We start from the raw sequence: 25,989 nt of genomic DNA on the forward strand, positions 1-25,989 counted from the left end.
CGAACGGGGGCAAGCCCCCTCGCCACAGATGACGCATCCAGCGCAGCTAAAGAGTGCGATTTTTCCTACCCTAAGCTAATCTGCGACCAAGTTTTACGAGGTCGACTATGCACATTCATATTCTTGGTATCTGCGGCACTTTCATGGGGTCAATGGCGGTTCTGGCCAAAGAGCTGGGCCATCACGTGACGGGCTCCGATGCCAACGTCTATCCGCCGATGAGCACTCAGCTGGAGGCCCAGGGCATCGAACTGACCCAAGGCTACGACCCGGCGCAACTCGATCCGGCCCCCGATCTGGTGGTGATCGGCAACGCCATGTCCCGGGGCAATCCGGCGGTGGAGTACGTGCTGAACAAAGGCCTGCCTTACGTCTCCGGCCCGCAATGGCTGGCCGATCACGTGCTGCAAGGTCGTTGGGTACTGGCCGTTGCCGGTACGCACGGCAAGACCACCACCAGCAGCATGCTGGCCTGGGTATTGGAGCACGCGGGCATGGCCCCGGGCTTCCTGATCGGCGGTGTGCCGCAAAACTTCTCGGTGTCGGCGCGCCTGGGCGATACGCCATTCTTCGTCATCGAAGCCGACGAGTACGACAGTGCGTTCTTCGACAAGCGCTCGAAGTTCGTGCACTACCGTCCGCGCACGGCAATCCTGAACAACCTCGAATTCGATCACGCGGACATCTTCCCGGATCTGCCAGCCATCGAGCGACAGTTCCATCACTTGGTGCGGACCATCCCGAGCGAAGGCCTGGTGATTCATCCGACTACTGAGCCTGCCTTGCTGCGCGTTATCGAGATGGGTTGCTGGACGCCGGTGCAAACCACCGGTGCCGGCGGTCAGTGGCAGGTCAAGCTGCTCAGTGAAGATGGCTCGAAGTTCGAAGTGATGTTCGATGGCGTCGCACAGGGTGTGGTCGAGTGGGACATGACTGGCCAGCACAACGTCGCCAACGCCTTGGCGACCCTGGCTGCCGCACGCCACGTCGGCGTGGTGCCGTCCATGGGCATCGCCGCGTTGAGCGCCTTCAAAAGCGTGAAGCGCCGGATGGAGAAAGTCGCGCAAGTCCGTGGCATCACCATCTATGACGACTTCGCTCACCACCCGACCGCCATTGCCACCACGCTCGACGGCCTGCGCAAGCGCATCGGCGATGCACCGCTGATTGCGATCATCGAGCCTCGTTCCAACTCCATGAAGCTCGGCGCGCACCGTGACGGATTGCCGGAAAGCGTGGTCGATGCCGATCAGGTGATCTGGTATGCACCAGCCAACCTCGGCTGGGACCTGGCGGGTATTGCGGCGCTGTGCACTGTGCCATCGATTGTCAGCGATTCCCTTGAGGGCATCATCGAGCGCGTGAAGAGCCAGGCGCAACCGGGCACCCACGTGGTGATCATGAGCAATGGCGGCTTTGGCGGCCTGCACGGCAAGCTGGCCGAGGCGCTCAAATGAACAGCGGCCCGGACCGCATCACCCTGGCGATGACCGGCGCTTCAGGTGCCCAGTACGGTTTGCGTCTGCTCGACTGCCTGGTGCGGGAAGATCGTGAAGTGCACTTCCTGATTTCCAAGGCCGCGCAGTTGGTGATGAGCACTGAAACTGACGTCACGCTGCCGAACAAACCGCAGATGATGCAGGCGTTCCTCACCGAATACACGGGTGCTGCCGCCGGGCAGATTCGGGTGTACGGCAAGGAAGACTGGATGTCGCCAGTGGCTTCGGGCTCTGGCGCACCAGCGGCGATGGTGGTGGTGCCGTGTTCGACGGGCACTTTGTCGGCCATCGCCACGGGTGCCTGCAACAACCTGATCGAGCGTGCCGCCGATGTGACGCTCAAAGAGCGTCGCCAACTGATTCTCGTGCCTCGTGAGGCGCCGTATTCGAGCATTCACCTTGAGCACATGCTCAAATTGTCGAACATGGGCGTGACAATCCTGCCGGCATCACCGGGCTTTTATCATCAGCCGCAAACCATCGACGACCTGATCGATTTCGTCGTGGCACGGATTCTCAACCTGTTGAATATTCCACAGGACATGTTGCCGCGCTGGGGCGAGCATCATTTGACCAGCGATGAATAAGTTGCTGGTGATGGTACTGGCGCTGCAATTGGTCGGGTGCGCTACGGCGCGCACGCTCGATGCGGCGAAGCCGGGGGCGCCGGTGGTGTACTCGGGGACTCGTCTGGATTTGTACGCGATGAACGGTGGGTGCTGCGCCAAGGACCGTTTCGGCGCCGAAGCACCGAGCTATCCCGGGGTCGACCTGCCGGCCAGTGCGTTGCTCGACACGCTGCTGTTACCGCTGTCGTTGCTCACGGTGATTGGGGTGAGTTTTCAGGCAACGGGTGGATTGTAAGAGAGCACGCGCTTTTGTGGCGAGGGGGCTTGCCCCCGTTGGGCTGCGCAGCGGCCCCAAAACCGGCTATCTCCATTTTCCGATACACCGCGAGTTCCATATTTACGACTGCTGCGCAGTCGAACGGGGGCAAGCCCCCTCGCCACAGGTCCGCGGTTTACTTGCCCAACTTTCTCAACTCATCCGACTCGACAATCCTGACCCCGTCCTGCTCTTCCAACGCCAGGCGCCACATTGCCCGGGCCAGTTGGCAGGCCTCGATACCATGGTATTTGCCAGGGATCAGCCGTGACAACGGGCCGGCGACTTTCTCGCCCAGTCGCGGTTCGGTGCGTTCGCCCAGCAACAGCGAAGGACGGCAAATAGTCAGCTGCGGCCAGTCCTGCGCGCGCAGTGCGTACTCCATCTCGCCTTTGACCCGGTTGTAGAAAATCGAGGATCTGCGATCGGCTCCCAGAGCACTGATCACGATCAAATGCCTTGCGCCCATCTCCCGTGCGCGTTTGGCAAAGGCCACGACCATGTCCAGGTCCACCGCACGGAACGCCTGTTCCGAGCCCGCCTGTTTGATGGTGGTGCCCAGGCAGCAGTAGGCGATGTCGACACGACCGTTCAACTGCGGCAGAAACTCCGCCGGGTCGCCGACCGGGTTTTCAAGGTGGGGGTGCTTGGCCAGGGGCCGGCGTGAGGGGGCCAATACCCGGGTAATCGTTGGCTCGTTAAGCAGGCGATCAAGCAGGTGTTCACCCGTCAAACCGGTGGCTCCGGCAAGCAGCACGTGCTGAGGCGTCAAGTACATAGTGTTTCTCCCTTGATACTGTTCAGCTTAGTTGCTGTTTGCATCCTTGCTTTCGATGGACGCACTTTGCAGGGCTTTTCGTGCCTGCTGTTTGCGTAGTAGTTGCCAGTGCGAGAGGACGGTTTTCGGTGCCCAGATCTGTGGTTCGGAGGCTTCGAAACCGTCCGCCAGTTCACGTTCGGCGACAGTGGCCTTGGCCAGTTTGAAGGCTTGTTCCAGATCGTCGGTCTGGTTCAGGGCCTGGGTGAACAGGGCATCGCCGAAGTAGGTGAAGTTGGCTTCTTCCGAGCAACCGAAGGACACCCGGTCGGCCCGCGAGGCCGTCATGACCAAGGTCCTTTCATCCTTTAGGGCGGGGAGGAATCCGCCGGAGTAGCAGGCCGAAATCACGATGATCTTGTCGCGGTTTTTCAATGGGGCGAGGACAGCAGCCATTTCGTCGGCTGGCAGGTCGGCCAACTCCATGCGTGGCTGGTCAAGCACCAGCTCGTGTTCGCTGGTGCCATGGCTGGTCAGGTAGATGAAAATCAGGTCTTCCGGCCCGCTGCGTTCGGCCAGCGTCAGGGCGGCACGGCGCAGGTTTTCCCGAGTCGCCATCGGGCGGTCGGCGAGGTGATCGCGATGGTTCACCAGGCGGATCTGGCCGAAAGCGCCGAAACGGCTGGTGAGCATATTGGCGACGTAGTCGGATTCGCGCAGAAACACGCTTTGCTTGCCATCACCACCCAGGGTCAACGAATAAAGCTCCACCGCCGGGGTCGAGGGTGGAACGTTGGTCAGCGCTGCCTCGAGCAAGCGCCCCTGGGCCAGCAGGCCGAGTTCCAGGGTGTCGGGCAATAATTTGCCCTCGGCGTCGCGCACGCGCTGGCCGTTGATCCAGGTGCCGCTGAGCACGGTGCCGTCGGTCAGCACCAATGTGCCGCGCCCCTGGTAACTGTCGTTGTCGAACTGACCGGTGTAAAAACTGCCGTCAGACAGGTTCAGTCGGCCCTGGCCGGAAAAGCGCCAGTCATTGAACTGGCCAACGTAGTGGCTGCCGTCAGTGCCGATCAGCTCGCCCTTGCCGTTCAGCGAGCCTTCCTTGAACTGGCCCAGCCAGACATCGCCGTCGGCGTTTTCGTAGCGGCCTTTGCCGTGCAGTTGATTGTTCTTGAAGCTGCCGACATAGATGTCGCCATCGGCACTGTTGAACGTGCCGTTGCCTTCCAGTTGGCCGTCGACGAAGTGCCCGGTGAACTGATTGCCGTTGCCGTCACTGCGCTGGCCTTCGCCATTGGGTTTGCCGTGGGCGAACTGGCCCTGATAGGCGCTGCCGTCTTCAAGTTCGAGGCGACCCAGGCCGGCGTATTGATCGGCCTTGAACTCTCCGCGATAGCTCATGCCGTTTTCTTTGAGGGTGCCTTCGCCGTCGCGTCGGCCGGCCTTGAAGCCGCCGCTGTAACTGCTGGCGTTGGTGGTCAGCGCCCCCTGGCCGTCGAACAGTCCCTGATTGAACTGCCCGCGATAGACCTCGCCGTTGCTGCCGTGCCATTCGCCCTGGCCATGCCACTGGCCTTTGTCGAATTCGCCGGCGTACCAGCTGCCGTTCGGGTAGTCGATGCGCCCCTTGCCTTGCAGCAAGCCATTGACCAGGTCACCGCGATAGCGTCCGCCGTCCGGCAGGCGGGCGTCGGGGGCCAAAAGCGATTCGCCGTCGCCGCAAGCGGTGAGCATCAGGGTCAAGGCAAGGAGTGCAAGTGGGCGCATAGCGGATTCCGGGCAATTAGGCGACGGAGTATGCCGCAGCTATGTGTCCTTAATATAGGGTGAGGTACCGCTAGAAGGCGCGAAACAGCATGAGCTGCTTCGCATCCAGGAAGGTTTATACGAAGCACAGGGACAGGGGTTCAGCGATGTACGCCGGCTTGTCCGAACCTTCGATTTCCAGGGTGGTGGTGGCCTTGAGCAGCCATTGGCCGGGTTTTTTCTCGATGACTTCGGTCAGGTCGACCTTCAGGCGCACTTTCGAATTGACCTTGACCGGCTGAATGAAGCGCACGCTGTCGAGGCCGTAGTTGACCACCATCTTCAAGCCTTCGGGCATGACGAGGATGTCTTCCATCAGTTTCGGGATTAGCGACAACGACAGAAAACCGTGAGCGATGGTGCTGCCAAATGGCGTTTGCGCGGCCTTGACCGGGTCGACGTGGATGAACTGAAAATCCCCTGTGGCTTCGGCGAACAGGTTGATGCGCTCCTGATCGATAGTGAGCCATTCGGAACGTCCAAGTTCCTTGCCGACATAATCTTTGAGCTCTGCAACTGGAACATAGGGCATTGAGACTCTCCTTGGGTTCATCGGTTTTATAGATTTGGCTTGTGGGGATTTAACTCCCGGCTTACCACTTTAGATCAACATGGCCAAACGCTCCGGTCAACCGACCATGCTTTTGGCGAATGCCGATCTATAGCGCGGGCATGCTTATAATGCCCGGCCAATGCGGGTGACGGATTTTCGGGGGATCAACAATGTTGCTACGAGGGCTGACGTGGCTGGTGCTGTTCCAATTGCTCGGCACGGCGATCAATCATTTGTTTTTGCCCGTGCTGCCGGGGCCGATTGTGGGGTTGCTGCTGTTGCTGGTGTACCTCATCTGTCGCGGACAGGTCGGCGAGCCACTGAACCTGGCGGCCAGCAGCCTGTTGCGCTACCTGCCGCTGTTGCTGGTGCCTCCGGCCGTGGGCGTGATGGTCTATGCCGCTGACATCGCGGCGGACTTCTGGGCCATTGTCGGTGCGCTGGTGTTGTCGCTGCTGCTTTCGATGGCCTTCGCCGGGGTGCTGATGCAGTGCATGGTCAGGCGTCACGCTCACTCCGAGGACAGTCAATGATCTTCGACTGGCACGGCGCCTGGACGTCGGTGATTCACCATCCATTGTTCGGCATAGGCATTACCCTTGGCGCCTATCAACTCGTCCTGGCGGCATTCGAGAAAACCCGTTGGATCTTTTTGCAACCGGTGCTGGTCTCCATGTTACTGGTGATTGGCGTGCTGGTGGGCTGCGGTCTGACCTACGTCGAGTACCGCAAGAGCACCGAGATCCTGAGCATCCTGCTCGGCCCGGCCACTGTCGCGCTGGCGGTGCCGCTTTACCTCAACCTGCGACGGATTCGGCAGTTGTTCTGGCCGATATTTACTACGCTGGTGATAGGTGGTGTCGTGGCTACGGGCATGGGCGTGCTGCTGGGCTGGTGGTTCGGTGCCGAACACATGATCCTGATGACCATGGCGCCGAAGTCGGTAACCTCGCCGATTGCCATGTTGGTGGCTGAGCAGATCGGTGGTGTCGCGGCGCTGGCAGCGGTGTTCGTCTTGATTACGGGTGTGATCGGGGCGATTTTCGGCCCGGCCCTGTTGACCCGGCTCGGTGTGCACAGCCCGGAAGCCAGGGGGATGGCGCTGGGCATGACGGCCCACGCTGTCGGCACGGCGGTGGCGATGCAGGAAAGTGAAGAGTGTGGCGCCTTCGCGGCGCTGGCGATGAGTCTGATGGGTGTGGCCACGGCGGTTCTCCTGCCGCTGGCGGTGTCGATGGTGGTGTAAGGAAATGTCTATGAATCTGCCGCTTTTTCCGTTGAACACAGTGCTGTTTCCAGGCTGCATCCTCGACCTGCAGATTTTCGAAGCGCGCTACCTGGACATGATCGGCCGCTGTATGAAACAGGGCGGTGGTTTCGGCGTGGTGTGCATCCTCGAGGGTGAAGAGGTCGGGATCGCCCCGGCCGGCTACGCGCTGGTGGGTTGCGAAGCGCTGATCACCGATTTCAATCAACAGGACAACGGCCTGTTGGGAATTCGGGTTCGAGGCGGACGGCGTTTCCATGTATTACGATCGGAAATCCAGCGCGATCAGTTGACCGTCGCCGAGGTCGAGTGGCTGGAAGACGAACCGGAGCAGCCACTGCAGGACGAGGACGCCGACCTGGTGGCATTGCTCAAGGCCCTGGCGGAACACCCGATGGTTGAAGCCTTGAACATGGGCACTGAAGCGACCGGGCAACAGTCACTGGCCAATCAGTTGGCATACCTGTTGCCCTTCGCTGAACTGGACAAGATCGACCTGCTGCAACTCGATGATCCGCAGCAACGACTGGATGCGATTCAGGCGTTGCTGGATGAGTTGCAGGGCGAGTTGTTTGCCTGACGGGCGCTGTTGCTAATACGCATACCGCAGCATCGTATGTGGCAAATGCTGCAACACGAAGAAGCCGAACAATGTCAGCAACGCCGGCAATACCAGCCACCAGGCCTTGGGTGGCAAGGCGTTGAGCGGTTCCTTGCGCTGGATCAGCCACAGGCTCGCTGCACAAACGCACGCTGCCAGCATCGCACCGGCCAGTACATCCGTCGGCCAATGTGCGCCGAGGTACACTCGTGACAGCGCAATAGCCATCGCTGGCAGGCAGCCCACTAATAGCCAGGTCAGGCGCATCCGTGGCGGTTGTCCACGGCCGGCCAGAACGGCGAGGGTCAGGAACAGCGCAAAAGAGCCCGACGCATGGCCACTGGGCATGCTGTAACTGGTCAGCGGATCGCTCAGCACATCGGGGCGCACGCGGGCAAAGAACTGTTTGGTCGCGGTGTTCGACAATGCCGTGCAGAGCAGGGTGGTTGCGGCGAAGGTCGCCGGGCGCCATTGACGCATCAGCAGCAGCAATCCGGTCAGCAGTGCGCTGAGCAGCAGCATGTTGCGGAATTCGCCAATCAGCGTGAAGACGACCGCGACCTCATCAAGCATCGGGCTGCGATGTTCCTGCACCAGGGTCATCAGCCCTTGATCGAGGGCGTTCAGGTACGGATAGCCGATGAACAGCCCTGCCAGAATGAGAAAACTCATGCCGGCGATTAACCCTGTAGCCCTGCGATGCTGGCGCAAGCTACTGGTGGCGCTCAACCCCACCATGACCGCAATGCTGCCGGCAACGATTCCGGCCTGAGCCCAGAAACCTTCAGGCAACGGCAAGCGAATCGCCGCGCCGGTGGCCCAGCCAGGCAGCAAATAAGCCACCGACCACCCCGCACCGGCCAGCAGGCTGACGGCGATGAAGCGTGGGAAGGGCATGTCGCACATGCCGGCGACCATGGGCAGCATCGGCCGCAATGGCCCGATAAAACGCCCGACCAGCAGGCTGGCGATGCCATAGCGCTGGAAATAGGTCTCGGCTCCGGCAATCCATTCCGGGTGATGGCGCAAACCGGGCAGGCGCCGGATATTTTGATGGAAGTGTCGTCCAAGGAAATACGAAGTCACGTCGCCCAGAACACCGGCGAAGAAACCCAACAGCAAGGTTTCACTCAGCGGCAATGCACCGCTGCCGGCCAGTACCGCAACGGTGAACAGCAAGACCGTTCCGGGGACGATCAGCCCGGCAATCGCCAGGCATTCCACAAAAGCCACCAGAAATATTGCCGCCGCCAGCCATTGCGGGTTGACCGTCAGCCAACCGGTTACGCTATCGAGCCATTGGCCCATATAAACCACTCCATCAAATATTCAATTGCTTCCAGGAGATAAGTGCAACTTTGAATACGCCGCCGACCCCTGTAGGAGCGGGCTTGCCCGCGAATAGGCCCTATCAGTCAACATTGACGTCGCCTGACACGCCGCTTTCGCGGGCAAGCCCGCTCCCACAGGGGCTTCCTTCAGTTTCAAAATCCGGGTCAATCTCAGGTCAGCACAAAATAATCGCGATCTTCGACCTGGCCCCGTCTTAGCGGGTTTCGCGTGCAATAAGCCGCGTAGGCAGCGTCGACGAAGCGGTACATCAGATGCTCATCGCGCCCGTGGGGGATGCCCAGGCGTGTAGTCTGGATGATGTGGGCGGGCGTCTGGCCGACGTGCTCCACCAGCAGCACGTCATGGTCAAAGCGTTTGGCGTCCCACACCGGCACTTTCAGGCCCAGTGCCTTGCAGAGCAGGGTTTGCCCGGCGCAGAGTTTTTGTGACGGGCGAGGGTGGCCCTGGGCGTCGGGATTGTTCAATAGCATCTGTGCCAGGCTGGCCGGCCCGCTCAATTCATCGACCCACGGGTAGGCGGACTTGATCAGCACGGCGTTACCGGGCCCTTGGGCGCTGAAGTTAAGGGAATCGCCGCCCCGGGCGTAATACATATAGATGTGGCCGCCATCCAGAAACAAAGCCTTACGCTTTTCTGTGTAGCCGAGGGACGCGTGGCTGCCTTTTTCCGCGCAGTAATAGGCTTCGGTCTCGATGATCCGGGCGCTGAGCCACAGGTCGCCGACCCGATGGCGTATGACTTTACCCAGTAAATCCCGAGCCAGAATTTGCGCATCGCGGTCGAAAAACGCGTCCGGAAGGCCCTTGGGCAGGCTCGCAGCGGATGCTCGAACAGTCAGGTTGGACATGATGAACGACGTTTATCAGGGCTGATTGAGTCGTGATGATAACAATTTGCAGCTTAATCCCGGCTGAACATCAGCAAATTGCCCTCCATTTCGACCATCCGCCCGTCACCGCTGTTAGTCCCGGGACGCGACAGCTATAATCTGCCGCTTTACTCTTTACCAAGACCTTATCAAAGACCACGCCAGACCATGACTGAGTCCGTTCTTGACTACATGACCCGCCTGGGTTGCGCTGCCCGCGAAGCTTCCCGCGTGATCGGCCGCGCCAGCACCGCGCAGAAAAACCGCGCCCTGCAGGCCGCCGCCAATGCGCTGGATGCTGCCCGCGCCGAGCTGACGGCGGCCAATGAGCTGGATTTGGCCGCCGGTCGCGCCAATGGTCTGGAGCCGGCCCTGCTTGAGCGCCTGGCACTGACCCCGGAGCGTATCGACGGCATGATCGTCGGCCTGCGGCAGGTGGCAGCCCTGCCAGACCCGGTTGGCGCGATCCGTGACATGAGCTTCCGCCCGTCCGGTATTCAGGTTGGCAAGATGCGCGTGCCATTGGGCGTGATTGGAATCATCTACGAGTCGCGGCCGAACGTGACCATCGATGCCGCGAGTCTGTGCTTGAAGTCCGGTAACGCGACCATCCTGCGTGGCGGTTCCGAGGCGATTCATTCCAATCGTGCCATCGCCGCCTGCATCCAGCGTGGCCTGGCCGAGGCCGGTCTGCCGGCTGCCGTGGTGCAAGTGGTCGAAACCACCGATCGCGCAGCGGTCGGTGCGCTGATCACCATGCCTGAATACGTCGATGTCATCGTGCCGCGCGGCGGCCGTGGCCTGATCGAACGCGTCAGCCGTGACGCCCGCGTACCGGTGATCAAGCACCTGGATGGCATTTGCCACGTTTACGTGAGTGAACACGCCGACCTGGCCAAGGCCCAGCGCATTGCGTTCAACGCCAAGACTTACCGTTACGGCATCTGCGGTGCCATGGAAACGCTGCTGGTGGATCAAACCGTCGCCAGGGATTTCCTGCCGGCGATGGCGGCACAGTTCCGCGAAAAAGGCGTCGAACTGCGCGGTTGTGAACGTACCCGGGCAATCATCGATGCCGTGGTCGCCACTGAAGAAGACTGGAGCACCGAGTACCTGGCGCCGATTCTGTCGATCCGTGTAGTCGACGGACTGGGTCAGGCCATCGAGCACATCAACCACTACGGTTCCCATCACACCGATTCGATTGTCAGCGAACACCAGGGCGACACCCGGCGTTTCGTGGCTGAAGTCGACTCCTCGTCGGTGATGATCAATACCCCGACGTGCTTCGCCGATGGCTTCGAATACGGATTGGGTGCCGAGATCGGCATTTCTACTGATAAGCTGCACGCCCGCGGCCCGGTGGGCCTCGAAGGACTGACCTGCGAGAAGTACATCGTGGTCGGCGACGGGCAGTTGCGCGGACAGGAGCCGGCCTGACTTGGGCGACTTAGACCCGTCAGCCCCGGTCACCGCCAGCGAGCCAGCCCCTCGCCGCATTGGCGTGCTGGGCGGAACGTTCGACCCGGTGCACATCGGCCATTTGCGCGGTGCGCTGGAAGTCGCCGAAACACTGGCGCTCGATGAGCTGCGACTGACACCCAGTGCCAGGCCGCCCCATCGGGATACGCCGCAGGTGTCAGCCAAAGACCGACTGGCGATGGTCGAGTGTGCGGTGGCCGGTGTGGCGCCGTTGGTGGTGGACGCCCGCGAATTGCAGCGGGACAAGCCGTCCTACACCATTGATACCCTGGAGCTGATGCGCGCCGAACTGGCCGCAGATGACCAGGTTTTTCTGCTTTTGGGTTGGGACGCTTTTTGCGGCCTGCCCACTTGGCACCGCTGGGAAGAGTTGCTCCAGCATTGCCATATCCTGGTGTTGCAACGCCCGGATGCCGACAGCGAACCGCCGGATGCCTTGCGCAACCTGCTGGCAGCGCGCTCGGTGAGCGACCCGCTGGCCCTCAAGGGGCCGAGCGGACAGATTGCATTCGTCTGGCAGACACCGCTCGCGGTATCCGCCACCCAGATCCGTCAACTGCTGGCCAGCGGTAAGTCGGTACGTTTCCTGGTGCCCGACGCGGTCCTGGCCTACATCGATGCGCACGGACTCTACCGTGCGTCGAACTGAATAGGAGTGCCTCAAGGCACGTAGCAACAACGTGTATTGAAGCGCCCGAACATACGAGCAAAACGAGTTTTATATGACGAACAACGACGTAAGCAAAGTTAAGCGCAAAGGCACGTTCAAGAGTGCCCCGCTGCCGGAAAAGGTACTCGCTGCCGAGCCGCCTAAAGGCGACGAACTGGTCAAGATCGCCGTAGCCGCCCTGGAAGACGTCAAGGCCCAGGACGTGCTGGTCATCGATGTTCGCGACAAGCAGAGCATCACTGACTACATGATCATCGCCACCGGTACGTCCAACCGCCAGATCGGCGCGATGCTGGACAAGGTCCGCGAGGCCGTCAAAGCCCTGGGCATCAAGCCGCTGGGTGAAGAAGGCAAGGGCGACAGCGACTGGGTTCTGCTGGACATGGACGACGTGATCGTCCACATGATGACTTCCAACGCACGCCAGTTCTACGACCTGGAGCGCCTGTGGAAAGGTGCCGAGCAGAGCCGTGCAGCCGATGGCAAACACCACAGCCCTGAAGTTGGTCACGAGCACTTCAACAAGCTCAACAAAGACCAGGAATAAGGGACTGCTGTGCGACTGCGACTGATCGCCGTCGGTTCACGCATGCCCAAATGGGTGGAAGAAGGCTGGCATGAATATGCCAAGCGTCTTCCGTCCGAGCTGGCGCTGGAACTGGTGGAAATACCGCTCAATACCCGCGGCAAGAACGCCGACGTGGCCCGTTTCATCCGTCAGGAAGGCGAAGCCATGCTGGCCAAGGTCGGGCCGAACGAGCGGATTGTCACTCTCGAAGTCCACGGCAAGCCCTGGAGCACCGAGCAACTGGCGGTCGAGCTCGATCGCTGGCGGCTGGACTCGCGTACGGTCAACTTCATGGTCGGCGGCCCCGAAGGGCTGGCGCCGGAAGTCTGTGCGCGGGCTGACCAGCGCTGGTCGTTGTCGCCGCTGACCTTGCCGCACCCGCTGGTGCGGATTCTGATCGGCGAACAGTTGTACCGTGCCTGGACCGTGCTGTCCGGTCACCCTTACCACAAGTAGCTCTGCCCTCATGTCCCAGCCGATCCGCATCAAGGACCACGAAAAAGACGCCCGTCTGGTGCGTGGCCGCGTCGTGTTCGGGGCCATTGCAGTGGTGGCGCTGATTGGCGTGCTGATCGCGCGCCTGTATTTCCTGCAGGTGATCCAGTACGAGTACCACTCGACCCTGTCGGAAAACAACCGCGTCCATGTGCAGCCGATTCCGCCGCCCCGTGGGCTGATTTTCGACCGCAATGGCGTGGTGATTGCCGATAACCGGCCGAGTTTCAGCCTGAGCATGACCCGCGAGCGTTCCGGCGACTGGCAGCAGGTGCTCGACGTGATCGTCGAAGTGCTGGAGCTGACGCCCGAGGACCGGGTGATCTTCGAGAAGCGCATGCGTCAGGGCCGCCGGCCGTTCGAGCCGGTGCCGATCCTGTTTGAACTGACTGAAGAGCAGATCGCGCGCATCGCCGTGAACCAGTTCCGCCTGCCGGGTGTGGAAGTGGTCGCGCAACTGGTCCGCCACTATCCGCAGGGTGCGCATTTTGCGCACTCGGTGGGTTACATGGGGCGGATCAACGAGAAAGAGCTGAAGATCCTGGATCCGGTGAGTTACAGCGGCACCCATCAAATTGGCAAAACCGGCATCGAGCGTTTCTACGAGCCAGAATTGCACGGCCAGGTGGGTTACGAGGAAGTCGAGACCAACGCCCGGGGCCGCGTACTGCGCGTGCTCAAGCGTACCGATCCGATTCCCGGCAAGGACATCGTCCTGAGCCTGGACATCAAATTGCAGGAAGCCGCCGAAGCTGCGCTCGGTGGTCGTCGTGGTGCGGTGGTAGCGCTGGACCCGAAAACCGGTGAAGTGCTGGCGATGGTCAGCCAGCCGAGTTTCGATCCGAACCTGTTCGTCACCGGCATCAGCTCCAGGGCCTATTCCGAGCTGCGCGATTCCATCGACCGGCCGTTGTTCAACCGCGTGCTGCGTGGTCTGTACCCGCCGGGCTCGACCATCAAGCCGGCGGTAGCGATTGCCGGCCTGGACGCAGGCGTGGTGACAGCGTCGTCGCGGGTGTTCGACCCCGGCTACTACATGCTGCCCAACTACGATCACAAGTACCGCAACTGGAACCGGACTGGCGACGGCTTCGTCGATCTCGATACCGCGATCATGCGCTCCAACGACACCTACTTCTATGACCTGGCCCACAAGCTGGGTATCGATAGGCTGTCGTCGTACTTGAGCAAGTTCGGTATCGGTCAGAAGGTCTCCCTGGACATGTTCGAAGAATCGCCGGGGTTGATGCCGACCCGCGAGTGGAAGCGTGCGACGCGCCGGCAGGCGTGGTTCCCGGGCGAAACGCTGATTCTCGGGATCGGCCAGGGCTATATGCAGTCGACCCCATTGCAATTGGCCCAGGCCACCGCGCTGGTGGCCAACAAGGGTGTGTGGAACCGTCCGCACCTGGCCCGGACCATCGAGGGCGAGAAACCGGTGGATCAGAACCCGATGCCAGACATCATCCTGCGTGACCCGTCCGACTGGACAAAGGTCAACCACGGCATGCAGCAGGTTATGCATGGTGCCCGGGGTACGGCGCGCAAAGCCTCGATCGGCGCGCAATACCGAATCGCCGGCAAGTCGGGTACGGCCCAGGTGGTCGCGATCAAGCAGGGTGAAAAGTACGACCGCTCCAAGGTCCAGGAGCGTCACCGTGACCACGCCTTGTTCGTCGGCTTCGCGCCGGCCGACGACCCGAAAATCGTGGTGTCGGTGATGGTCGAGAACGGCGAGTCCGGCTCCGGCGTCGCCGCGCCAGTGGTGCGTCAAATCATGGATGCCTGGCTCCTGGACCAGGACGGTCGGTTGAAGCCCGAATACGCCAGCCCTATCAGTGCAGAGGCAACCGCCCGTGATGAATAACTTCGATCGCATGCTCTCCAGCGAGGATGTGATGCGTCGCCGTGCGACGCTGCTGCAACGCCTGCACATCGACGGGCCATTGTTGATCCTGCTGCTGACTCTCGCCGCCGGCAGCCTGTTCGTGTTGTATTCGGCCAGTGGCAAAAGTTGGGATCTGCTGGGCAAGCAAGCCACTTCGTTCGGCATCGGCCTGGTGTCGATGATCGTCATCGCCCAGTTCGAGCCGCGCTTCATGGCGCGCTGGGTGCCGCTGGGCTACGTGGTCGGGGTAATGCTGTTGCTGGTGGTGGACATCATGGGCCACAACGCGATGGGCGCCACCCGGTGGATCAACATTCCCGGGGTGATCCGCTTCCAGCCCTCGGAATTCATGAAAATCCTGATGCCGGCGACGATCGCCTGGTACTTGTCCAAGCGCACCTTGCCGCCCCAGCTCAAGCATGTGGGCGTCAGCCTGATGCTGATCGGCGTGCCGTTCATTCTGATCGTGCGTCAACCGGACCTCGGCACTTCGCTGCTGATCCTGGCCGGCGGCGCTTTCGTGTTGTTCATGGGGGGCTTGCGCTGGCGCTGGATCCTCAGCGTACTGGCCGCCGCCGTGCCCGTGGCGGTTGCCATGTGGTTCTTCATCATGCACGACTACCAGAAGCAGCGGATCCTGACGTTCCTCGATCCGGAGAGCGATCCGCTCGGTACGGGCTGGAACATCATCCAGTCCAAGGCCGCCATCGGTTCCGGCGGTGTGTTCGGCAAGGGCTGGTTGCTGGGCACCCAGTCGCACCTGGACTTTCTGCCGGAAAGCCACACCGATTTCATCATTGCAGTAATGGGTGAAGAATTCGGCCTGGTGGGGATCTGCGCGCTGTTGCTGATCTACCTGCTGTTGATCGGCCGCGGACTGGTGATTACCGCCCAGGCGCAGACATTGTTCGGCAAGTTGCTCGCGGGCAGCCTGACCATGACTTTTTTTGTTTATGTTTTCGTCAACATCGGTATGGTCAGTGGCCTGTTGCCGGTGGTGGGGGTGCCGTTGCCGTTCATTAGCTACGGAGGAACTTCGCTGGTGACGCTGCTGTCAGCGTTTGGGGTTTTGATGTCGATCCATACCCATCGCAAGTGGATCGCACAGGTTTGAATAAGGTGAAACTTTCAATGCAAGTAATGCGTGGCTGGGTGACTCGGTATGCGCCATGGGTCGGCCTGGTAAGCATCCTTGGCACCGTGCAGGAAGCGTTGGCCGGCGACTACGAAGGCTCACCCCAGGTGGCCGAATTCGTCGGTGAAATGACCCGCGACTATGGTTTCGCCGGTGAACAATTGATGGGTGTGTTCCGCGAAGCCGAGCGCAAGCAGTCGATTCTGGACGCCATCTCGAAACCCGCCGAACGGGTCAAGCAGTGGAGCGAATATCGCCCGATGTTCATCACCGATGCGCGCATAGCCCGGGGTGTGGATTTCTGGCGTCAGCACGAAGCGGTGTTGGCCCGTGCCGAGCAGGAATACGGCGTTCCGGCCCAGGTGATAGTCTCGATCATCGGCGTTGAAACCTTTTTCGGCCGTAATACCGGAAATTTCCGGGTGATCGATGCCTTGTCGACCCTGGGTTTCGACTATCCTCCCCGTGCCGAGTTTTTCCGCAAGGAATTGCGTGAGTTCCTGCTGCTGGCCCGCGAAGAGCAGGTCGATCCGATGACGCTCAAAGGCTCTTACGCCGGCGCAATGGGGTTGCCGCAATTCATGCCGAGCAGTTTCCGCGCCTATGCGGTGGATTTCGACGGTGATGGCCATATCAACATCTGGACCAACCCCGACGATGCCATTGGTAGTGTCGCCAGTTACTTCAAGCGTCATGGCTGGGGCGCCGGCGAACCGGTGGTCAGCCGTGCCGATGTCCGTGGCGATCAGGTCGACGAGGGTTTGACCGCAGGAATCGAACCCACGAAAACCGTCGGGGAGTTGCGAGCCCTGGGGTGGTCAAGTCATGATGCGCTGCGCGATGATATGCCGGTTACCGCTTTCCGCCTGGAAGGCGACAATGGCTCCGAGTACTGGATGGGCCTGAAGAATTTTTACGCGATCACGCGTTATAACCGCAGCGTGATGTACGCCATGGCCGTACATCAACTGTCTGAACAGCTGGTCCAAGCACGGGGCGTCAAGTAATGCGGGCATTGCCTATCAATAAACCCCTGAAGTTGATGGCATTCGCCGCGTTGGTTGTGCTGGTCGCCAGTTGTTCGACCAGCCGCGCGCCGGCCCAGAAGTCCACCGCCGCCGTGCGCTCGACGCCGGGGCTGGACATCAACCGCGCCCACAAGGATGGCGCGCCATGGTGGGATGTCGATGTTTCGCGCATCCCGGACGCCACGCCGACCCTGCACACCGGCCCGTACAAGGCTAACCCGTACACTGTGCTGGGCAAGACTTACTTTCCGCTGCAAGAGTCCAAGACCTACGTGCAGTCGGGTACGGCGTCCTGGTACGGCACCAAGTTCCACGGTCAGAACACCGCCAACGGCGAAGTGTATGACTTGTACGGCATGAGTGCCGCGCACAAGACATTGCCACTGCCGAGTTACGTTCGGGTGACCAACCTGGACAACAACAAGAGCGTGATCCTGCGGGTCAACGATCGCGGGCCATTCTATTCGGACCGGATCATCGACTTGTCCTACGCGGCGGCCAAAAAGCTCGGTTACGCCGAAACCGGCACCGCGCGGGTCAAGGTCGAAGGCATCGACCCGCAAACGTGGTGGGCAGCCAAAGGCCGTCCGGCACCATTAATGCTCAATGAACCGAAAGTCGCGCAGAATAGCGCCCCGGTGATCACTGCGTCGGCCGGCACCGTCGAGCAATGGACACCGCCGCCGCAGCAACACGCCGCCGCGGCGGTGCCTGTGCAGCTCGATGCAAAAAAAAACGCTTCTGCATCAGCCTCTGGCCAGTATCTGCAGGTGGGCGCGTTCGCCAACCCGGACGCTGCAGAACTCCTGAGATCGAAGCTCAGCGGGATGGTGAGCGCTCCGGTGTTCATCAGTTCGATCGTGCGCAATCAGCAGACCCTGCACCGGGTTCGCCTGGGGCCGATCGGTTCGCCGGGTGAGATTGCCCAGGTGCAGAACAGCGTGCGCCTGGCCAACCTTGGTTCGCCAAGTGTGGTCACCGAGTAATACGTAGGACTTGATTGACGATTCACCAGCGATTGGGGGTGAATCAGGTTGTTGGCTCGTCGAAGAACAAAAGCCCGGCAAGGGTTACAGAGTGAGCAGCTGAACACGCGATGACTCGTTAGAAAGTCATCTGATTAGTTTTGCCCTTGGGCAGTTTCCATTAGCGATTTCGAGAGACGGATGAACATCACCACCTTTGCCAAACGCCTGTTCCTGTTAGTCCCGCTGCTCCTCTCACCTGCCGCGTTCGCGGTCGAGATGATGCCGTCGCCACCGCAACTGGCTGCCAAGGCCTACGTGCTCATGGATGCCAGCAGCGGCAACGTGCTGGTCGAGAACAATGGTGACCAGCGTCTGCCGCCGGCCAGCTTGACCAAGCTGATGACCGCGTACATCGCGACCCTGGAAATCCGTCGCGGCCAGATCGGCGAAAACGATCCGGTGACCGTCAGCGAGAACGCCTGGCGCACCGGCGGTTCGCGGATGTTCATCAAAGTGGGCTCGCAGGTCACCGTCAGCGACCTGCTGCACGGCATCATCATCCAGTCGGGCAACGACGCCAGCGTAGCGCTCGCCGAGCACATTGCCGGCAGCGAAGACGCCTTCGCCGACCTGATGAACAAGACCGTCGCCGACCTGGGCATGACCAACACCCACTTCATGAACCCGACCGGCCTGCCGAACCCTGAGCACTATTCGTCGGCTCACGACATGGCTGTGCTGGCCCGCGCGATCATCCACGAAGATCCGGCTCACTACGCGATCTACTCGCAGAAAGAGTTCTTCTGGAACGGCATCAAGCAACCGAACCGTAACCTGCTGCTGTGGCGCGACAAGACCGTCGACGGCCTGAAAACCGGTCACACCGACGAAGCCGGCTACTGCATGGTGTCTTCGGCCGTACGTGATGGCATGCGCCTGATCGCCGTGGTGTTCGGCACCAACAGCGAAGTGGCTCGTGCCGCAGAAACCCAGAAGCTGCTGACCTACGGTTTCCGCTTCTTCGAAACCCAGACCTTCTATCAGAAGGGCGCCGAACTGGCCCAAGCGCCGGTCTGGAAGGGTTCCACCAACCAGGTCAAGGCTGGCCTGGCTGAAGACCTGACCATGACCCTGCCCAAAGGCCAGCTGAAAAAGCTTGCTGCCAGCATGACCATGACCCCGCAACTGGTCGCGCCAATCGCCAAGGGCGACGTGATCGGTAAAGTCGAAGTGAAACTGGACGACAAGGTGGTGCACAGCGCTGATCTGATCGCTCTGGACGCTGTCGAGGAAGGTGGTATCTTCCGCCGCATGTGGGATAGCATCCGTCTATTCTTCTACGGCTTGTTCAACTGAATTTAGTGTGCACCTGCATGGCTCCGCGCTGATCTGGCGCGCAGCCATGCCCGTCGCCACGGCTTACGCTTACGAGGCCGTTACGCCATGACCGATACCGAAGTAAAGGCGCCAAAGATCGAATTCCCGGTCACTGACTATCCCGTTAAGGTAATCAGCGATACCGGTGTGGGCAACAAAGACAAGATCATCAAGATCGTCGAGAAACACGCCAAGATCAACGATGAGCGTGTTGACGAGCGCCAGAGCAGCAACGGCAAATACACCACCATCCAGTTGCACATCGTCGCGACCGACCAGGACCAGCTGTACAACATCAACAGCGAACTGCGGGCCACCGGTTTCGTGCACATGGTGTTGTGATGTCTGGCACGCTGGGCTTTCGCGAGCTCGGCCAGATGGCTTACGAGCCGGTCTGGCATGCCATGCAACGCTTCACCAACGAACGCGGCAGCGATGCCGCCGACGAGATCTGGCTGGTAGAGCATCCACCGGTGTTCACCCAGGGCCAGGCGGGCAAGGCCGAACATTTGCTGCTCCCCGGTGATATTCCGGTAGTGCAGGTCGATCGTGGTGGTCAGGTGACTTACCACGGGCCTGGCCAGTTGGTGGCTTATCTGCTGCTGGACGTGCGCAAGCTCGGGTTTGGCGTGCGCGATCTGGTCAGTCGGATGGAGCAGTGCCTGATCGAACTGCTGGCCAGTTACGGCGTCACCGCCGTGGCCAAACCCGATGCACCGGGTGTCTACGTCGACGGGGCGAAAATCGCCTCGCTGGGTCTGCGGATCCGCCATGGCTGCTCCTTTCATGGCCTGGCCCTGAACGTGGACATGAACCTGGAACCGTTTCGACGGATTAATCCCTGCGGCTATGCCGGGCTGGCGATGACCCAGCTGAGCGATCACGCAGGATCGATTGAATTTGCCGAGGTAAGTGCCCGGCTGCGCGTGCAGCTCGTCAAACACCTCGACTATGCTGAGCAGACGACCCTGACGGGCGGAATCGACTGATATGACTACTGATGCAGTGCAAACCATGATCCCGACGCTCGATGTCACCGAGCGCCCGGCCCCGCGTCCCAAGGTAGAAGCCGGCGTCAAGCTGCGCGGCGCCGAAAAGGTTGCACGCATCCCGGTGAAGATCATTCCGACTACGGAATTGCCGAAAAAACCGGACTGGATTCGTGTCCGCATCCCGGTTTCACCGGAAGTCGACCGCATCAAGGCCCTGCTGCGCAAACACAAGCTGCACAGCGTGTGCGAAGAGGCTTCCTGCCCGAACCTGGGCGAGTGTTTCTCCGGCGGCACCGCGACCTTCATGATCATGGGCGACATCTGCACCCGTCGTTGCCCGTTCTGCGACGTCGGCCACGGCCGTCCGAAGCCACTGGACGTCAACGAACCGGAAAGCCTGGCCATCGCCATCGCCGACCTGAAACTCAAGTACGTGGTGATCACCTCGGTGGACCGTGATGACCTGCGTGACGGCGGTGCCCAGCACTTTGCCGACTGCATCCGCGAAATCCGCAAGCTGTCGCCGAACGTCCAGCTCGAGACCCTGGTCCCGGACTACCGTGGCCGCATGGACATCGCCCTGGAAATCACCGCTGCCGAGCCACCGGATGTGTTCAACCACAACCTGGAAACCGTGCCGCGCCTGTACAAGGCTGCGCGTCCGGGCTCGGACTACCAGTGGTCGCTGACCCTGCTGCAACGTTTCAAGCAGATGATGCCGCACATTCCGACCAAATCCGGTTTGATGCTGGGCCTGGGCGAGACCGACGAAGAAGTCATCGAAGTCATGAAGCGCATGCGCGAACACGACATCGACATGCTGACCCTCGGCCAGTACCTGCAACCGTCCCGCAGCCACTTGCCGGTGCAGCGTTTCGTGCACCCGGACACCTTCGCCTGGTTCGCCGAGGAAGGCTACAAGATGGGCTTCAAGAACGTGGCGTCCGGTCCGTTGGTACGTTCTTCGTATCACGCTGACGAGCAGGCCAAGCTGGTCAAGGCCGAGCTGATGTCGTCCTGATTCAGCGCTGTGAAAAGTGCCCGCAAGGTTTAATCGGCCTTGCGGGCTTTTTTTGCCCGTCTGACAGTGATTTCGGCCCTTTCCTGCGAACGACGGGACGATTGATCCCCTTCTGTTTGTCGCCGTTCCTGACTAATGTGTGCTTGACGCTTCTACGCTGGGAGATCCATGGATGACCGCAAGACCTGACCCCACGCTCATGCCTCACACGCCTGTACCGGCGTTGCCGATGCAAGGGTTGATCGCCGTGATCGCGCCTGCCGGCCCCGCAGCGCTGGACACCGACAAGGCCATCGCCTGGATGCGCGCACGTGGTTACTCGCTACGGATATTTCCGGGGGTGTTCGAGAAGGATGGCTACCTCGCCGGCAGCGACGATATACGACTCAATGACCTGCACGCCGCGTTCACCGACCCGGAGGTCGATGCCATCATTTGCCTGCGTGGCGGTTACGGCACGCCTCGGTTGCTTGATCGCGTCGATTTCCAGTTGCTGCGCCACCACGCCAAGCCATTCATCGGCTACAGCGACATCACCGCGCTGCATTTGGCGATCAGCCGTTATGCGGGTTTTGTGACCTTCCATGGCCCGCTGCTCAACGCCGATTTGCTGGGTGAGCGGCTGCCACCTACCGAATCCTCGTTTTTTAATATGCTCAGTGGGCAATGCAGGGCCGGTAGCGTGCTCACGCATCCGATTGGCCGCCCGTTGACGACGATCGTACCGGGTGTCGCTCATGGGCGCCTGCTCGGTGGCAACCTGTCGATGATTGCCGCGACGATGGGTACGCCCTACCAGATCGATGCCGAGGGCGTCATTCTGTTCATCGAAGATATCAACGAGCCGCTGTATCGCATCGACCGGTTGCTGACCCATCTGCGTCTTGCGGGGACCCTGCACAAGCTGCGTGGGGTGCTGGTGGGGGACATCGCGGGAGTTGAGGTGGTCGCGCTGGAGCGCTTGCTCAAGCAGATGTTCGAGCCATTGCTGATTCCGGTGCTGTCCGGCTGGCGCAGTGGGCATTGCAACCCGAACCTGACGTTGCCGATGGGTGCCTTGGTGCGGCTGGATGCCGGGAGCAAGGAGTTGGTGTTGGAGCAGGATGTGGTGTTCAGGCGCTAGATCTTGGGTGTTTGATACTCCGACTTCGTCGGATCGCCGCCCGGAGCAGGCTCGCTCCCACATTGATTTTGTGTCGATCACAGATCAAATGTTGGGAGCGAGCCTGCTCGCGATGTTTTTAGCGGTTACGCAAGCCTTCCAGCAATTTGTGCGTCGGATACCCATCCGCCGGCCAGCCAAACGACTGTTGGGCGCTGCGGATCGCCTTGCGCGTGTTGGCGCCAATGATCCCGTCGGCGGTGCCGGCATCGTAGTTTTGTGTGCTCAGCAAGTTTTGCAGCTCGATCCGCTCGGTACGGCTCAGTGGCAGGTCATCCTTTGGCCATGTGCCGCTGATCAGTCCCGTGCCATTGAAGCGTTCGGACAACAGGCTCACACCCAGGGCGTAGGACGACGAGTTGTTGTACTTGAGAATCGCACGGAAGTTGTCGAGTACCAGGAACGCCGGGCCACGGTAACCGGCCGGCAGCAACAGGGCGGCGGACAGTTGCTCGGAGCCGGCCGGGACCTGGCCACCATTGTGCAGCGTAATCCCCAGTTGCTGCCATTCGGCGACGCTCTTGCGAGTCGTGCCGTCGGCCAGCACGTAGTTGAACCCGCCTGGCAACTGCACTTCGAAGCCCCACGGCTGGCCTTTCTGCCAGCCTGAGCTTTGCAGGTAATGCGCAGTCGAGGCCAGGGCATCGGCCGAGCTGCCCCAGATATCGCGGCGTCCGTCGCCATCGAAGTCCACGGCATGGGTGTTGTAGGTGGTCGGGATGAACTGGGTCTGGCCCATGGCGCCGGCCCAGGATCCGAGCATCTTCTCGGGTTCGATATCGCCTTGTTGCAGGATCTGCAGGGCGGCAATCAATTGTGCGTGGGCGAAACCGGGGCGACGGCCTTCGTAGGCCAGGGTCGCCAGCGAGTTGATCACCGACTTGCTGCCCTGGAACTGGCCAAAGTTGCTTTCCATGCCCCACACGGCCACCAGCGCCTGACGATCAACGCCGTAACGCTGCTCGATGTTTTGCAGGATGTCGGCGTACTGGTTGACCAGCGACTGGCCTTTGCGTACCCGCAGCGGCGACAAGGCGCCGTCGAGGTATTCCCACACCGGTTTTGCGAATTCCGGTTGGCTGCGATCGGCACTAATCACACTCGGGTCAAAGCTGACATCGGCGAAAGCGCGATCAAACAGATCGGCGCGGATACCGGCGGCCAAGGCATCCTTGCGGAAACCCGCCTGCCATTCGGCGAAGGTCTGGGTGGGTTGGATGTCGAGGTTTTCACCGTTCGCAACCACAGGCGGAACAATCGCCGGGGCGGTGGCGACAGGGAGGGTCTGAAGCGGCTGGGCGTCGGCGGCGGTAGGTTTTTCCGCGCAGGCGACTAGCAAAACGAGGCTGGAGGCAGCAATCAATTGGCGCAAGTGCCAACGACGGGAAAGACAAAAGGGCATGCACGGGTCCAGGGAATACGGATCAGGTGCAGACCTTAACATGTTGAGCGGATGCTTGCCTTTCAGGCCGCCAGAAAGTAAGAAGCCTCCCAGCTGTCAGACTGGAAGGCTTCGCGGCGGTAACTGCCTTTGCCCTTGGCGGGGCGTTCCTGGCGGCTGCGGAACAATGGCTGGGCGATGATGGATTTGGCTTTGTTGGGGCCATGCGTCGATGGCTTTTTGCTCATGATGATTTCTCGCAAGTGAGTTGTTTTTGCGGGGCAAATCATCGGCCGAAGTTGGGAGACTGTCTAGGTCCTGTATTGCGTAGGATCTTTCTGAACGGGTTGTGAGGCTGGCTGTTTGTGGCGAGGGAGCTTGCTCCCGTTCGGCTGCAAAGCAGTCGTCAAATCTGAAAGTGCATTGCTGCCGAGATCGAATAGGGCCGCTTCGCGTCCCAGCGGGAGCAAGCTCCCTCGCCACAGGTAAGTGGATTACTCCGCGGGCAGCGTCAGGCGCTGCCCGGCCATCAACAACGTCAACCGGCTCAAACTCATCCACGGCGAACCGGCCGCCTGGCCCTTGATCTGTGCGTCGATACGCTGTGCTTCGAGCAAAAGTTGCGCCCAGCGTTGGGCCGAGTAGCGTTGCAGGGCTTTACTCATCAACGGTTTGCGCTTGTCCCAGACCGGAGGTTTGGCCTGGCTGAAGGCCTTGTCCAGCGGCGTACCCTGGCTGTATTGCAGCGAAATGTTGGCCAGCAGGCGCAACTCCCGGGCCAGGGCCCAGAGAATCACCGGCGGCTCGACGCCTTCACCGCGCAAGCCTTCGAGCATGCGCAACGCATGGGCCGCTTCACCATTGAGCACCGCATCGGTCAGGCCAAAGACGTCGAAGCGCGCACTGTCGGCCACCGCTGCCTGTACGGTTTCAACAGTGATCTGACCCCCTTCGGCCATCAGTTTGAGCTTTTCGATTTCCTGGGCAGCGGCCAGCAAATTGCCCTCGACCCGCGCCGCGATCAGCTCAACGGCGTCCTGGCTGGCGGAAAGCCCGGCCTGGGACAAACGTTGGCGGATCCAGCTTGGCAACTGGGCGACATCGACTGGCCAGATCTGCACGAACTGGGTTTGCTGCCCTTCGACCAGCGCTTTGCCCCACTTGGTTTTCTGCGCACTGCCATCGAGTTTCGGCAGGCTGATCAGCAGTACGGTGTCATCGGCCGGGCGCGAACAGTACTCGATAAGAGCGGCGGCACCTTTGTCGCCGGGTTTGCCGGAAGGCAGGCGCAGTTCCAGCAGGCGCTTTTCGGCGAACAACGACATGCTGGCACCGGCTTGCAGCAACGTCCCCCAGTCGAAACTGGCGTCGGCGGCAAACACCTGGCGTTCATCGAATCCCTGCTGACGGGCGGCAGTGCGAACAGCGTCGGCCGCCTCCTGGCACAACAACGGGTCATCGCCGCTGATGATGTAGACCGGCGCAAGGGCGCCTTGCAGGTGTTTGGCGAGTTGGGCGGGGGCGAGTTTCATAAGAGAGGGCGAACGGGGCGCTTGAGCACCCCGTAAGTCTTACTGCTGCGGCAGTTCGACAGGCGACTGACGCGGGGTATCCGCTTCAGCCTTCTTTGCCGCTTCCAGTGCTGCGGCATCAGCCTTGGCCTTGGCTTCGGCAGTCTGCTGCAACTGATCCAGTTGGCCAGGGCTCAGTTGTTGCAGGCGCAGCATCATGCGCTGAACCAGCTCACGGCGGGCTTCTGTCCGGGCCGTTGCGGCTTCCTGGTCGGAACCCACCAGGTTGTTGCCGTCGTGCATGTAGATTTTCTGCACTTCAAGCTTGTCGCTCATCAGTGGCAGGTCGCCGCGACCAAGGATGTCGTAGTTCAATACGGTGGTCACCTGGTACTCGCCAGCACGACCGGCACCTGCGTAGCTGAGGATGCGTTGGCTTTCCTGCTCATTGGTCAGCACCAGTTTGTAAGGTGCGCCGTTGTAGACCTTGACGCCGCTGCCTTCCAGTACCTGACGCAATTGGGTCACGGTTGGGCCGTAGGCGTTACGGGCGCTCAGGTCGAGCTCCTTGATCGCCAGTTCGTCGGTGCCGGTGCCGCGCAGCTGGAAACCGCAGGCGCTCAACAGAACCGCGAGGCCCATCACCAGCAGATTGCGTTTGATCATCTTGTTGCTCCCCTTGAAACCATGTGGGCCGATCAAGCGGCCCGAAAGGTTTTAC

General features: G+C 60.9%; 28 protein-coding genes. 19 read left to right on the plus strand and 9 right to left on the minus strand.

Translation table 11 applies throughout. The features are described 5' to 3' along the window. Positions 1-107 precede the first annotated feature (107 nt). Genes mpl through KW849_RS13035 form a run of 3 tightly spaced genes read left to right on the plus strand, consistent with a single transcriptional unit; the run spans position 108 to position 2,363 of the window. Complete coding sequence (mpl, locus tag KW849_RS13025) at positions 108-1,457, plus strand: UDP-N-acetylmuramate:L-alanyl-gamma-D-glutamyl-meso-diaminopimelate ligase (protein WP_218429761.1); 1,350 nt, start codon at positions 108-110, stop codon at positions 1,455-1,457. Then, positions 1,454-2,086 (plus strand): flavin prenyltransferase UbiX, encoded by a 633-nt coding sequence (gene ubiX, locus KW849_RS13030; RefSeq protein ID WP_218429762.1) that lies wholly within the window; start codon positions 1,454-1,456, stop codon positions 2,084-2,086. The genes mpl and ubiX overlap by 4 nt, the downstream gene beginning before the upstream one ends. Then, positions 2,079-2,363: a YceK/YidQ family lipoprotein gene (locus KW849_RS13035; RefSeq protein ID WP_108216327.1), complete on the plus strand. Its 285-nt coding sequence runs from the start codon at positions 2,079-2,081 to the stop codon at positions 2,361-2,363. Before ubiX ends, KW849_RS13035 begins: the two co-directional genes overlap by 8 nt. A 157-nt stretch (positions 2,364-2,520) precedes the next feature. Here KW849_RS13035 and KW849_RS13040 read toward each other — a convergent pair whose 3' ends face one another. From KW849_RS13040 to KW849_RS13050, 3 genes are all read right to left on the minus strand, one after another. Beyond that, positions 2,521-3,162, minus strand: a complete 642-nt coding sequence (locus KW849_RS13040) for an oxidoreductase (protein ID WP_218429763.1) — start codon at positions 3,160-3,162, stop codon at positions 2,521-2,523. A 27-nt stretch (positions 3,163-3,189) separates the two neighbouring features. Next, positions 3,190-4,908 (minus strand): C13 family peptidase, encoded by a 1,719-nt coding sequence (locus KW849_RS13045; protein WP_218429764.1) that lies wholly within the window; start codon positions 4,906-4,908, stop codon positions 3,190-3,192. Between the two features lie 115 nt (positions 4,909-5,023). Next, positions 5,024-5,479, minus strand: a complete 456-nt coding sequence (locus KW849_RS13050) for a MaoC family dehydratase (protein ID WP_108216330.1) — start codon at positions 5,477-5,479, stop codon at positions 5,024-5,026. A 191-nt stretch (positions 5,480-5,670) separates the two neighbouring features. Here KW849_RS13050 and KW849_RS13055 point away from each other — a divergent pair, with 191 nt between their 5' ends. The 3 genes from KW849_RS13055 to KW849_RS13065 are packed head-to-tail and all read left to right on the plus strand — an operon-like array spanning position 5,671 to position 7,347. Continuing rightward, entirely contained in the window at positions 5,671-6,033 is a 363-nt protein-coding gene (locus KW849_RS13055) for a CidA/LrgA family protein (protein ID WP_218429765.1), read from the plus strand. Continuing rightward, positions 6,030-6,746, plus strand: a complete 717-nt coding sequence (locus KW849_RS13060) for an LrgB family protein (protein ID WP_218429766.1) — start codon at positions 6,030-6,032, stop codon at positions 6,744-6,746. Before KW849_RS13055 ends, KW849_RS13060 begins: the two co-directional genes overlap by 4 nt. Positions 6,747-6,756: 10 nt before the next feature. Further along, positions 6,757-7,347, plus strand: a complete 591-nt coding sequence (locus tag KW849_RS13065) for an LON peptidase substrate-binding domain-containing protein (protein WP_218429767.1) — start codon at positions 6,757-6,759, stop codon at positions 7,345-7,347. Between the two features lie 12 nt (positions 7,348-7,359). On the opposite strand, the gene KW849_RS13070 is transcribed toward KW849_RS13065, so the two are convergent. Further along, positions 7,360-8,676 carry a bifunctional DedA family/phosphatase PAP2 family protein gene (locus KW849_RS13070; protein ID WP_218429768.1) on the minus strand — a complete coding sequence of 439 codons (1,317 nt, stop codon included), beginning with the start codon at positions 8,674-8,676 and terminating at the stop codon, positions 7,360-7,362. 194 nt (positions 8,677-8,870) lie between these two features. Further along, positions 8,871-9,569: a DNA-3-methyladenine glycosylase gene (locus tag KW849_RS13075; RefSeq protein WP_218429769.1), complete on the minus strand. Its 699-nt coding sequence runs from the start codon at positions 9,567-9,569 to the stop codon at positions 8,871-8,873. A gap of 189 nt (positions 9,570-9,758) precedes the next feature. Between KW849_RS13075 and KW849_RS13080 the strand changes: the two genes are divergently transcribed. The 13 genes from KW849_RS13080 to KW849_RS13140 all read left to right on the plus strand — a co-directional run bounded on the left by KW849_RS13080 (position 9,759) and on the right by KW849_RS13140 (position 22,337). Continuing rightward, on the plus strand, positions 9,759-11,030 hold the full coding sequence (locus KW849_RS13080) for a glutamate-5-semialdehyde dehydrogenase (RefSeq protein ID WP_218429770.1): 1,272 nt from the start codon (positions 9,759-9,761) through the stop codon (positions 11,028-11,030). A gap of 1 nt (position 11,031) precedes the next feature. Continuing rightward, on the plus strand, positions 11,032-11,721 hold the full coding sequence (gene nadD, locus KW849_RS13085; protein ID WP_218429771.1) for a nicotinate-nucleotide adenylyltransferase: 690 nt from the start codon (positions 11,032-11,034) through the stop codon (positions 11,719-11,721). Positions 11,722-11,794: 73 nt separating this feature from the next. Then, positions 11,795-12,289 (plus strand): ribosome silencing factor, encoded by a 495-nt coding sequence (gene rsfS / locus KW849_RS13090; protein WP_108216338.1) that lies wholly within the window; start codon positions 11,795-11,797, stop codon positions 12,287-12,289. A gap of 9 nt (positions 12,290-12,298) precedes the next feature. Beyond that, positions 12,299-12,766 (plus strand): 23S rRNA (pseudouridine(1915)-N(3))-methyltransferase RlmH, encoded by a 468-nt coding sequence (gene rlmH, locus KW849_RS13095; RefSeq protein ID WP_003185785.1) that lies wholly within the window; start codon positions 12,299-12,301, stop codon positions 12,764-12,766. A gap of 10 nt (positions 12,767-12,776) precedes the next feature. Next, positions 12,777-14,672, plus strand: a complete 1,896-nt coding sequence (mrdA, locus tag KW849_RS13100) for a penicillin-binding protein 2 (protein ID WP_218429772.1) — start codon at positions 12,777-12,779, stop codon at positions 14,670-14,672. Between the two features lie 31 nt (positions 14,673-14,703). After that, positions 14,704-15,807 carry a rod shape-determining protein RodA gene (rodA, locus tag KW849_RS13105; RefSeq protein ID WP_218429799.1) on the plus strand — a complete coding sequence of 368 codons (1,104 nt, stop codon included), beginning with the start codon at positions 14,704-14,706 and terminating at the stop codon, positions 15,805-15,807. Between the two features lie 17 nt (positions 15,808-15,824). After that, complete coding sequence (gene mltB, locus KW849_RS13110) at positions 15,825-16,835, plus strand: lytic murein transglycosylase B (protein ID WP_218429773.1); 1,011 nt, start codon at positions 15,825-15,827, stop codon at positions 16,833-16,835. Then, positions 16,835-17,842 (plus strand): septal ring lytic transglycosylase RlpA family protein, encoded by a 1,008-nt coding sequence (locus KW849_RS13115; protein WP_218429774.1) that lies wholly within the window; start codon positions 16,835-16,837, stop codon positions 17,840-17,842. Before mltB ends, KW849_RS13115 begins: the two co-directional genes overlap by 1 nt. A 180-nt stretch (positions 17,843-18,022) precedes the next feature. Next, a complete protein-coding gene (locus tag KW849_RS13120; RefSeq protein WP_218429775.1) occupies positions 18,023-19,180 on the plus strand; it encodes a D-alanyl-D-alanine carboxypeptidase family protein in 1,158 nt (385 codons plus the stop codon). An 87-nt stretch (positions 19,181-19,267) separates the two neighbouring features. Beyond that, positions 19,268-19,543 carry a DUF493 domain-containing protein gene (locus KW849_RS13125; RefSeq protein WP_007990615.1) on the plus strand — a complete coding sequence of 92 codons (276 nt, stop codon included), beginning with the start codon at positions 19,268-19,270 and terminating at the stop codon, positions 19,541-19,543. Continuing rightward, positions 19,543-20,190 carry a lipoyl(octanoyl) transferase LipB gene (lipB, locus tag KW849_RS13130; RefSeq protein WP_218429776.1) on the plus strand — a complete coding sequence of 216 codons (648 nt, stop codon included), beginning with the start codon at positions 19,543-19,545 and terminating at the stop codon, positions 20,188-20,190. Before KW849_RS13125 ends, lipB begins: the two co-directional genes overlap by 1 nt. Before the next feature lie 25 nt (positions 20,191-20,215). After that, the gene (lipA, locus tag KW849_RS13135; RefSeq protein ID WP_162276382.1) at positions 20,216-21,214 is read left to right on the plus strand and encodes a lipoyl synthase; all 999 of its coding nucleotides are present in this window, start codon (positions 20,216-20,218) and stop codon (positions 21,212-21,214) included. A gap of 172 nt (positions 21,215-21,386) precedes the next feature. Beyond that, on the plus strand, positions 21,387-22,337 hold the full coding sequence (locus KW849_RS13140) for an LD-carboxypeptidase (protein ID WP_218429777.1): 951 nt from the start codon (positions 21,387-21,389) through the stop codon (positions 22,335-22,337). Positions 22,338-22,455: 118 nt separating this feature from the next. On the opposite strand, the gene KW849_RS13145 is transcribed toward KW849_RS13140, so the two are convergent. The 4 genes from KW849_RS13145 to lptE form a co-directional block, all read right to left on the minus strand. Then, positions 22,456-23,778, minus strand: coding sequence for a lytic murein transglycosylase (locus KW849_RS13145; protein WP_218429778.1), 1,323 nt, complete (start codon positions 23,776-23,778; stop codon positions 22,456-22,458). Between the two features lie 62 nt (positions 23,779-23,840). Beyond that, the gene (gene arfA, locus KW849_RS13150) at positions 23,841-24,005 is read right to left on the minus strand and encodes an alternative ribosome rescue factor ArfA (RefSeq protein ID WP_008052393.1); all 165 of its coding nucleotides are present in this window, start codon (positions 24,003-24,005) and stop codon (positions 23,841-23,843) included. A 246-nt stretch (positions 24,006-24,251) separates the two neighbouring features. Beyond that, on the minus strand, positions 24,252-25,289 hold the full coding sequence (gene holA, locus KW849_RS13155) for a DNA polymerase III subunit delta (protein WP_057713163.1): 1,038 nt from the start codon (positions 25,287-25,289) through the stop codon (positions 24,252-24,254). A 39-nt stretch (positions 25,290-25,328) separates the two neighbouring features. Then, on the minus strand, positions 25,329-25,934 hold the full coding sequence (gene lptE, locus KW849_RS13160) for an LPS assembly lipoprotein LptE (protein WP_218429779.1): 606 nt from the start codon (positions 25,932-25,934) through the stop codon (positions 25,329-25,331). Between the last annotated feature and the right edge of the window lie 55 nt (positions 25,935-25,989).

It is taken from the genome of Pseudomonas sp. PDM26 (assembly GCF_019219185.1).
Classification (GTDB): Bacteria; Pseudomonadota; Gammaproteobacteria; order Pseudomonadales; family Pseudomonadaceae; genus Aquipseudomonas.

What these genes read in the sequence shown, in the direction of transcription:
- KW849_RS13045 (WP_218429764.1), bottom strand. Translation starts at nt 4,908, where the DNA reads ATGCGCCCACTTGCACTCCTTGCCTTGACCCTGATGCTCACCGCTTGC.
- KW849_RS13055 (WP_218429765.1), top strand. Translation starts at nt 5,671, where the DNA reads ATGTTGCTACGAGGGCTGACGTGGCTGGTGCTGTTCCAATTGCTCGGC.
- KW849_RS13060 (WP_218429766.1), top strand. Translation starts at nt 6,030, where the DNA reads ATGATCTTCGACTGGCACGGCGCCTGGACGTCGGTGATTCACCATCCA.
- KW849_RS13080 (WP_218429770.1), top strand. Translation starts at nt 9,759, where the DNA reads ATGACTGAGTCCGTTCTTGACTACATGACCCGCCTGGGTTGCGCTGCC.
- arfA (WP_008052393.1), bottom strand. Translation starts at nt 24,005, where the DNA reads ATGAGCAAAAAGCCATCGACGCATGGCCCCAACAAAGCCAAATCCATC.
- KW849_RS13035 (WP_108216327.1), top strand. Translation starts at nt 2,079, where the DNA reads ATGAATAAGTTGCTGGTGATGGTACTGGCGCTGCAATTGGTCGGGTGC.
- KW849_RS13050 (WP_108216330.1), bottom strand. Translation starts at nt 5,479, where the DNA reads ATGCCCTATGTTCCAGTTGCAGAGCTCAAAGATTATGTCGGCAAGGAA.
- mrdA (WP_218429772.1), top strand. Translation starts at nt 12,777, where the DNA reads ATGTCCCAGCCGATCCGCATCAAGGACCACGAAAAAGACGCCCGTCTG.
- KW849_RS13115 (WP_218429774.1), top strand. Translation starts at nt 16,835, where the DNA reads ATGCGGGCATTGCCTATCAATAAACCCCTGAAGTTGATGGCATTCGCC.
- rodA (WP_218429799.1), top strand. Translation starts at nt 14,704, where the DNA reads ATGCGTCGCCGTGCGACGCTGCTGCAACGCCTGCACATCGACGGGCCA.
- lipB (WP_218429776.1), top strand. Translation starts at nt 19,543, where the DNA reads ATGTCTGGCACGCTGGGCTTTCGCGAGCTCGGCCAGATGGCTTACGAG.
- mltB (WP_218429773.1), top strand. Translation starts at nt 15,825, where the DNA reads ATGCAAGTAATGCGTGGCTGGGTGACTCGGTATGCGCCATGGGTCGGC.
- KW849_RS13145 (WP_218429778.1), bottom strand. Translation starts at nt 23,778, where the DNA reads ATGCCCTTTTGTCTTTCCCGTCGTTGGCACTTGCGCCAATTGATTGCT.
- lipA (WP_162276382.1), top strand. Translation starts at nt 20,216, where the DNA reads ATGATCCCGACGCTCGATGTCACCGAGCGCCCGGCCCCGCGTCCCAAG.
- KW849_RS13075 (WP_218429769.1), bottom strand. Translation starts at nt 9,569, where the DNA reads ATGTCCAACCTGACTGTTCGAGCATCCGCTGCGAGCCTGCCCAAGGGC.
- KW849_RS13070 (WP_218429768.1), bottom strand. Translation starts at nt 8,676, where the DNA reads ATGGGCCAATGGCTCGATAGCGTAACCGGTTGGCTGACGGTCAACCCG.
- KW849_RS13065 (WP_218429767.1), top strand. Translation starts at nt 6,757, where the DNA reads ATGAATCTGCCGCTTTTTCCGTTGAACACAGTGCTGTTTCCAGGCTGC.
- KW849_RS13040 (WP_218429763.1), bottom strand. Translation starts at nt 3,162, where the DNA reads ATGTACTTGACGCCTCAGCACGTGCTGCTTGCCGGAGCCACCGGTTTG.
- mpl (WP_218429761.1), top strand. Translation starts at nt 108, where the DNA reads ATGCACATTCATATTCTTGGTATCTGCGGCACTTTCATGGGGTCAATG.
- holA (WP_057713163.1), bottom strand. Translation starts at nt 25,289, where the DNA reads ATGAAACTCGCCCCCGCCCAACTCGCCAAACACCTGCAAGGCGCCCTT.
- ubiX (WP_218429762.1), top strand. Translation starts at nt 1,454, where the DNA reads ATGAACAGCGGCCCGGACCGCATCACCCTGGCGATGACCGGCGCTTCA.
- KW849_RS13120 (WP_218429775.1), top strand. Translation starts at nt 18,023, where the DNA reads ATGAACATCACCACCTTTGCCAAACGCCTGTTCCTGTTAGTCCCGCTG.
- lptE (WP_218429779.1), bottom strand. Translation starts at nt 25,934, where the DNA reads ATGATCAAACGCAATCTGCTGGTGATGGGCCTCGCGGTTCTGTTGAGC.
- KW849_RS13140 (WP_218429777.1), top strand. Translation starts at nt 21,387, where the DNA reads ATGACCGCAAGACCTGACCCCACGCTCATGCCTCACACGCCTGTACCG.
- KW849_RS13125 (WP_007990615.1), top strand. Translation starts at nt 19,268, where the DNA reads ATGACCGATACCGAAGTAAAGGCGCCAAAGATCGAATTCCCGGTCACT.
- rsfS (WP_108216338.1), top strand. Translation starts at nt 11,795, where the DNA reads ATGACGAACAACGACGTAAGCAAAGTTAAGCGCAAAGGCACGTTCAAG.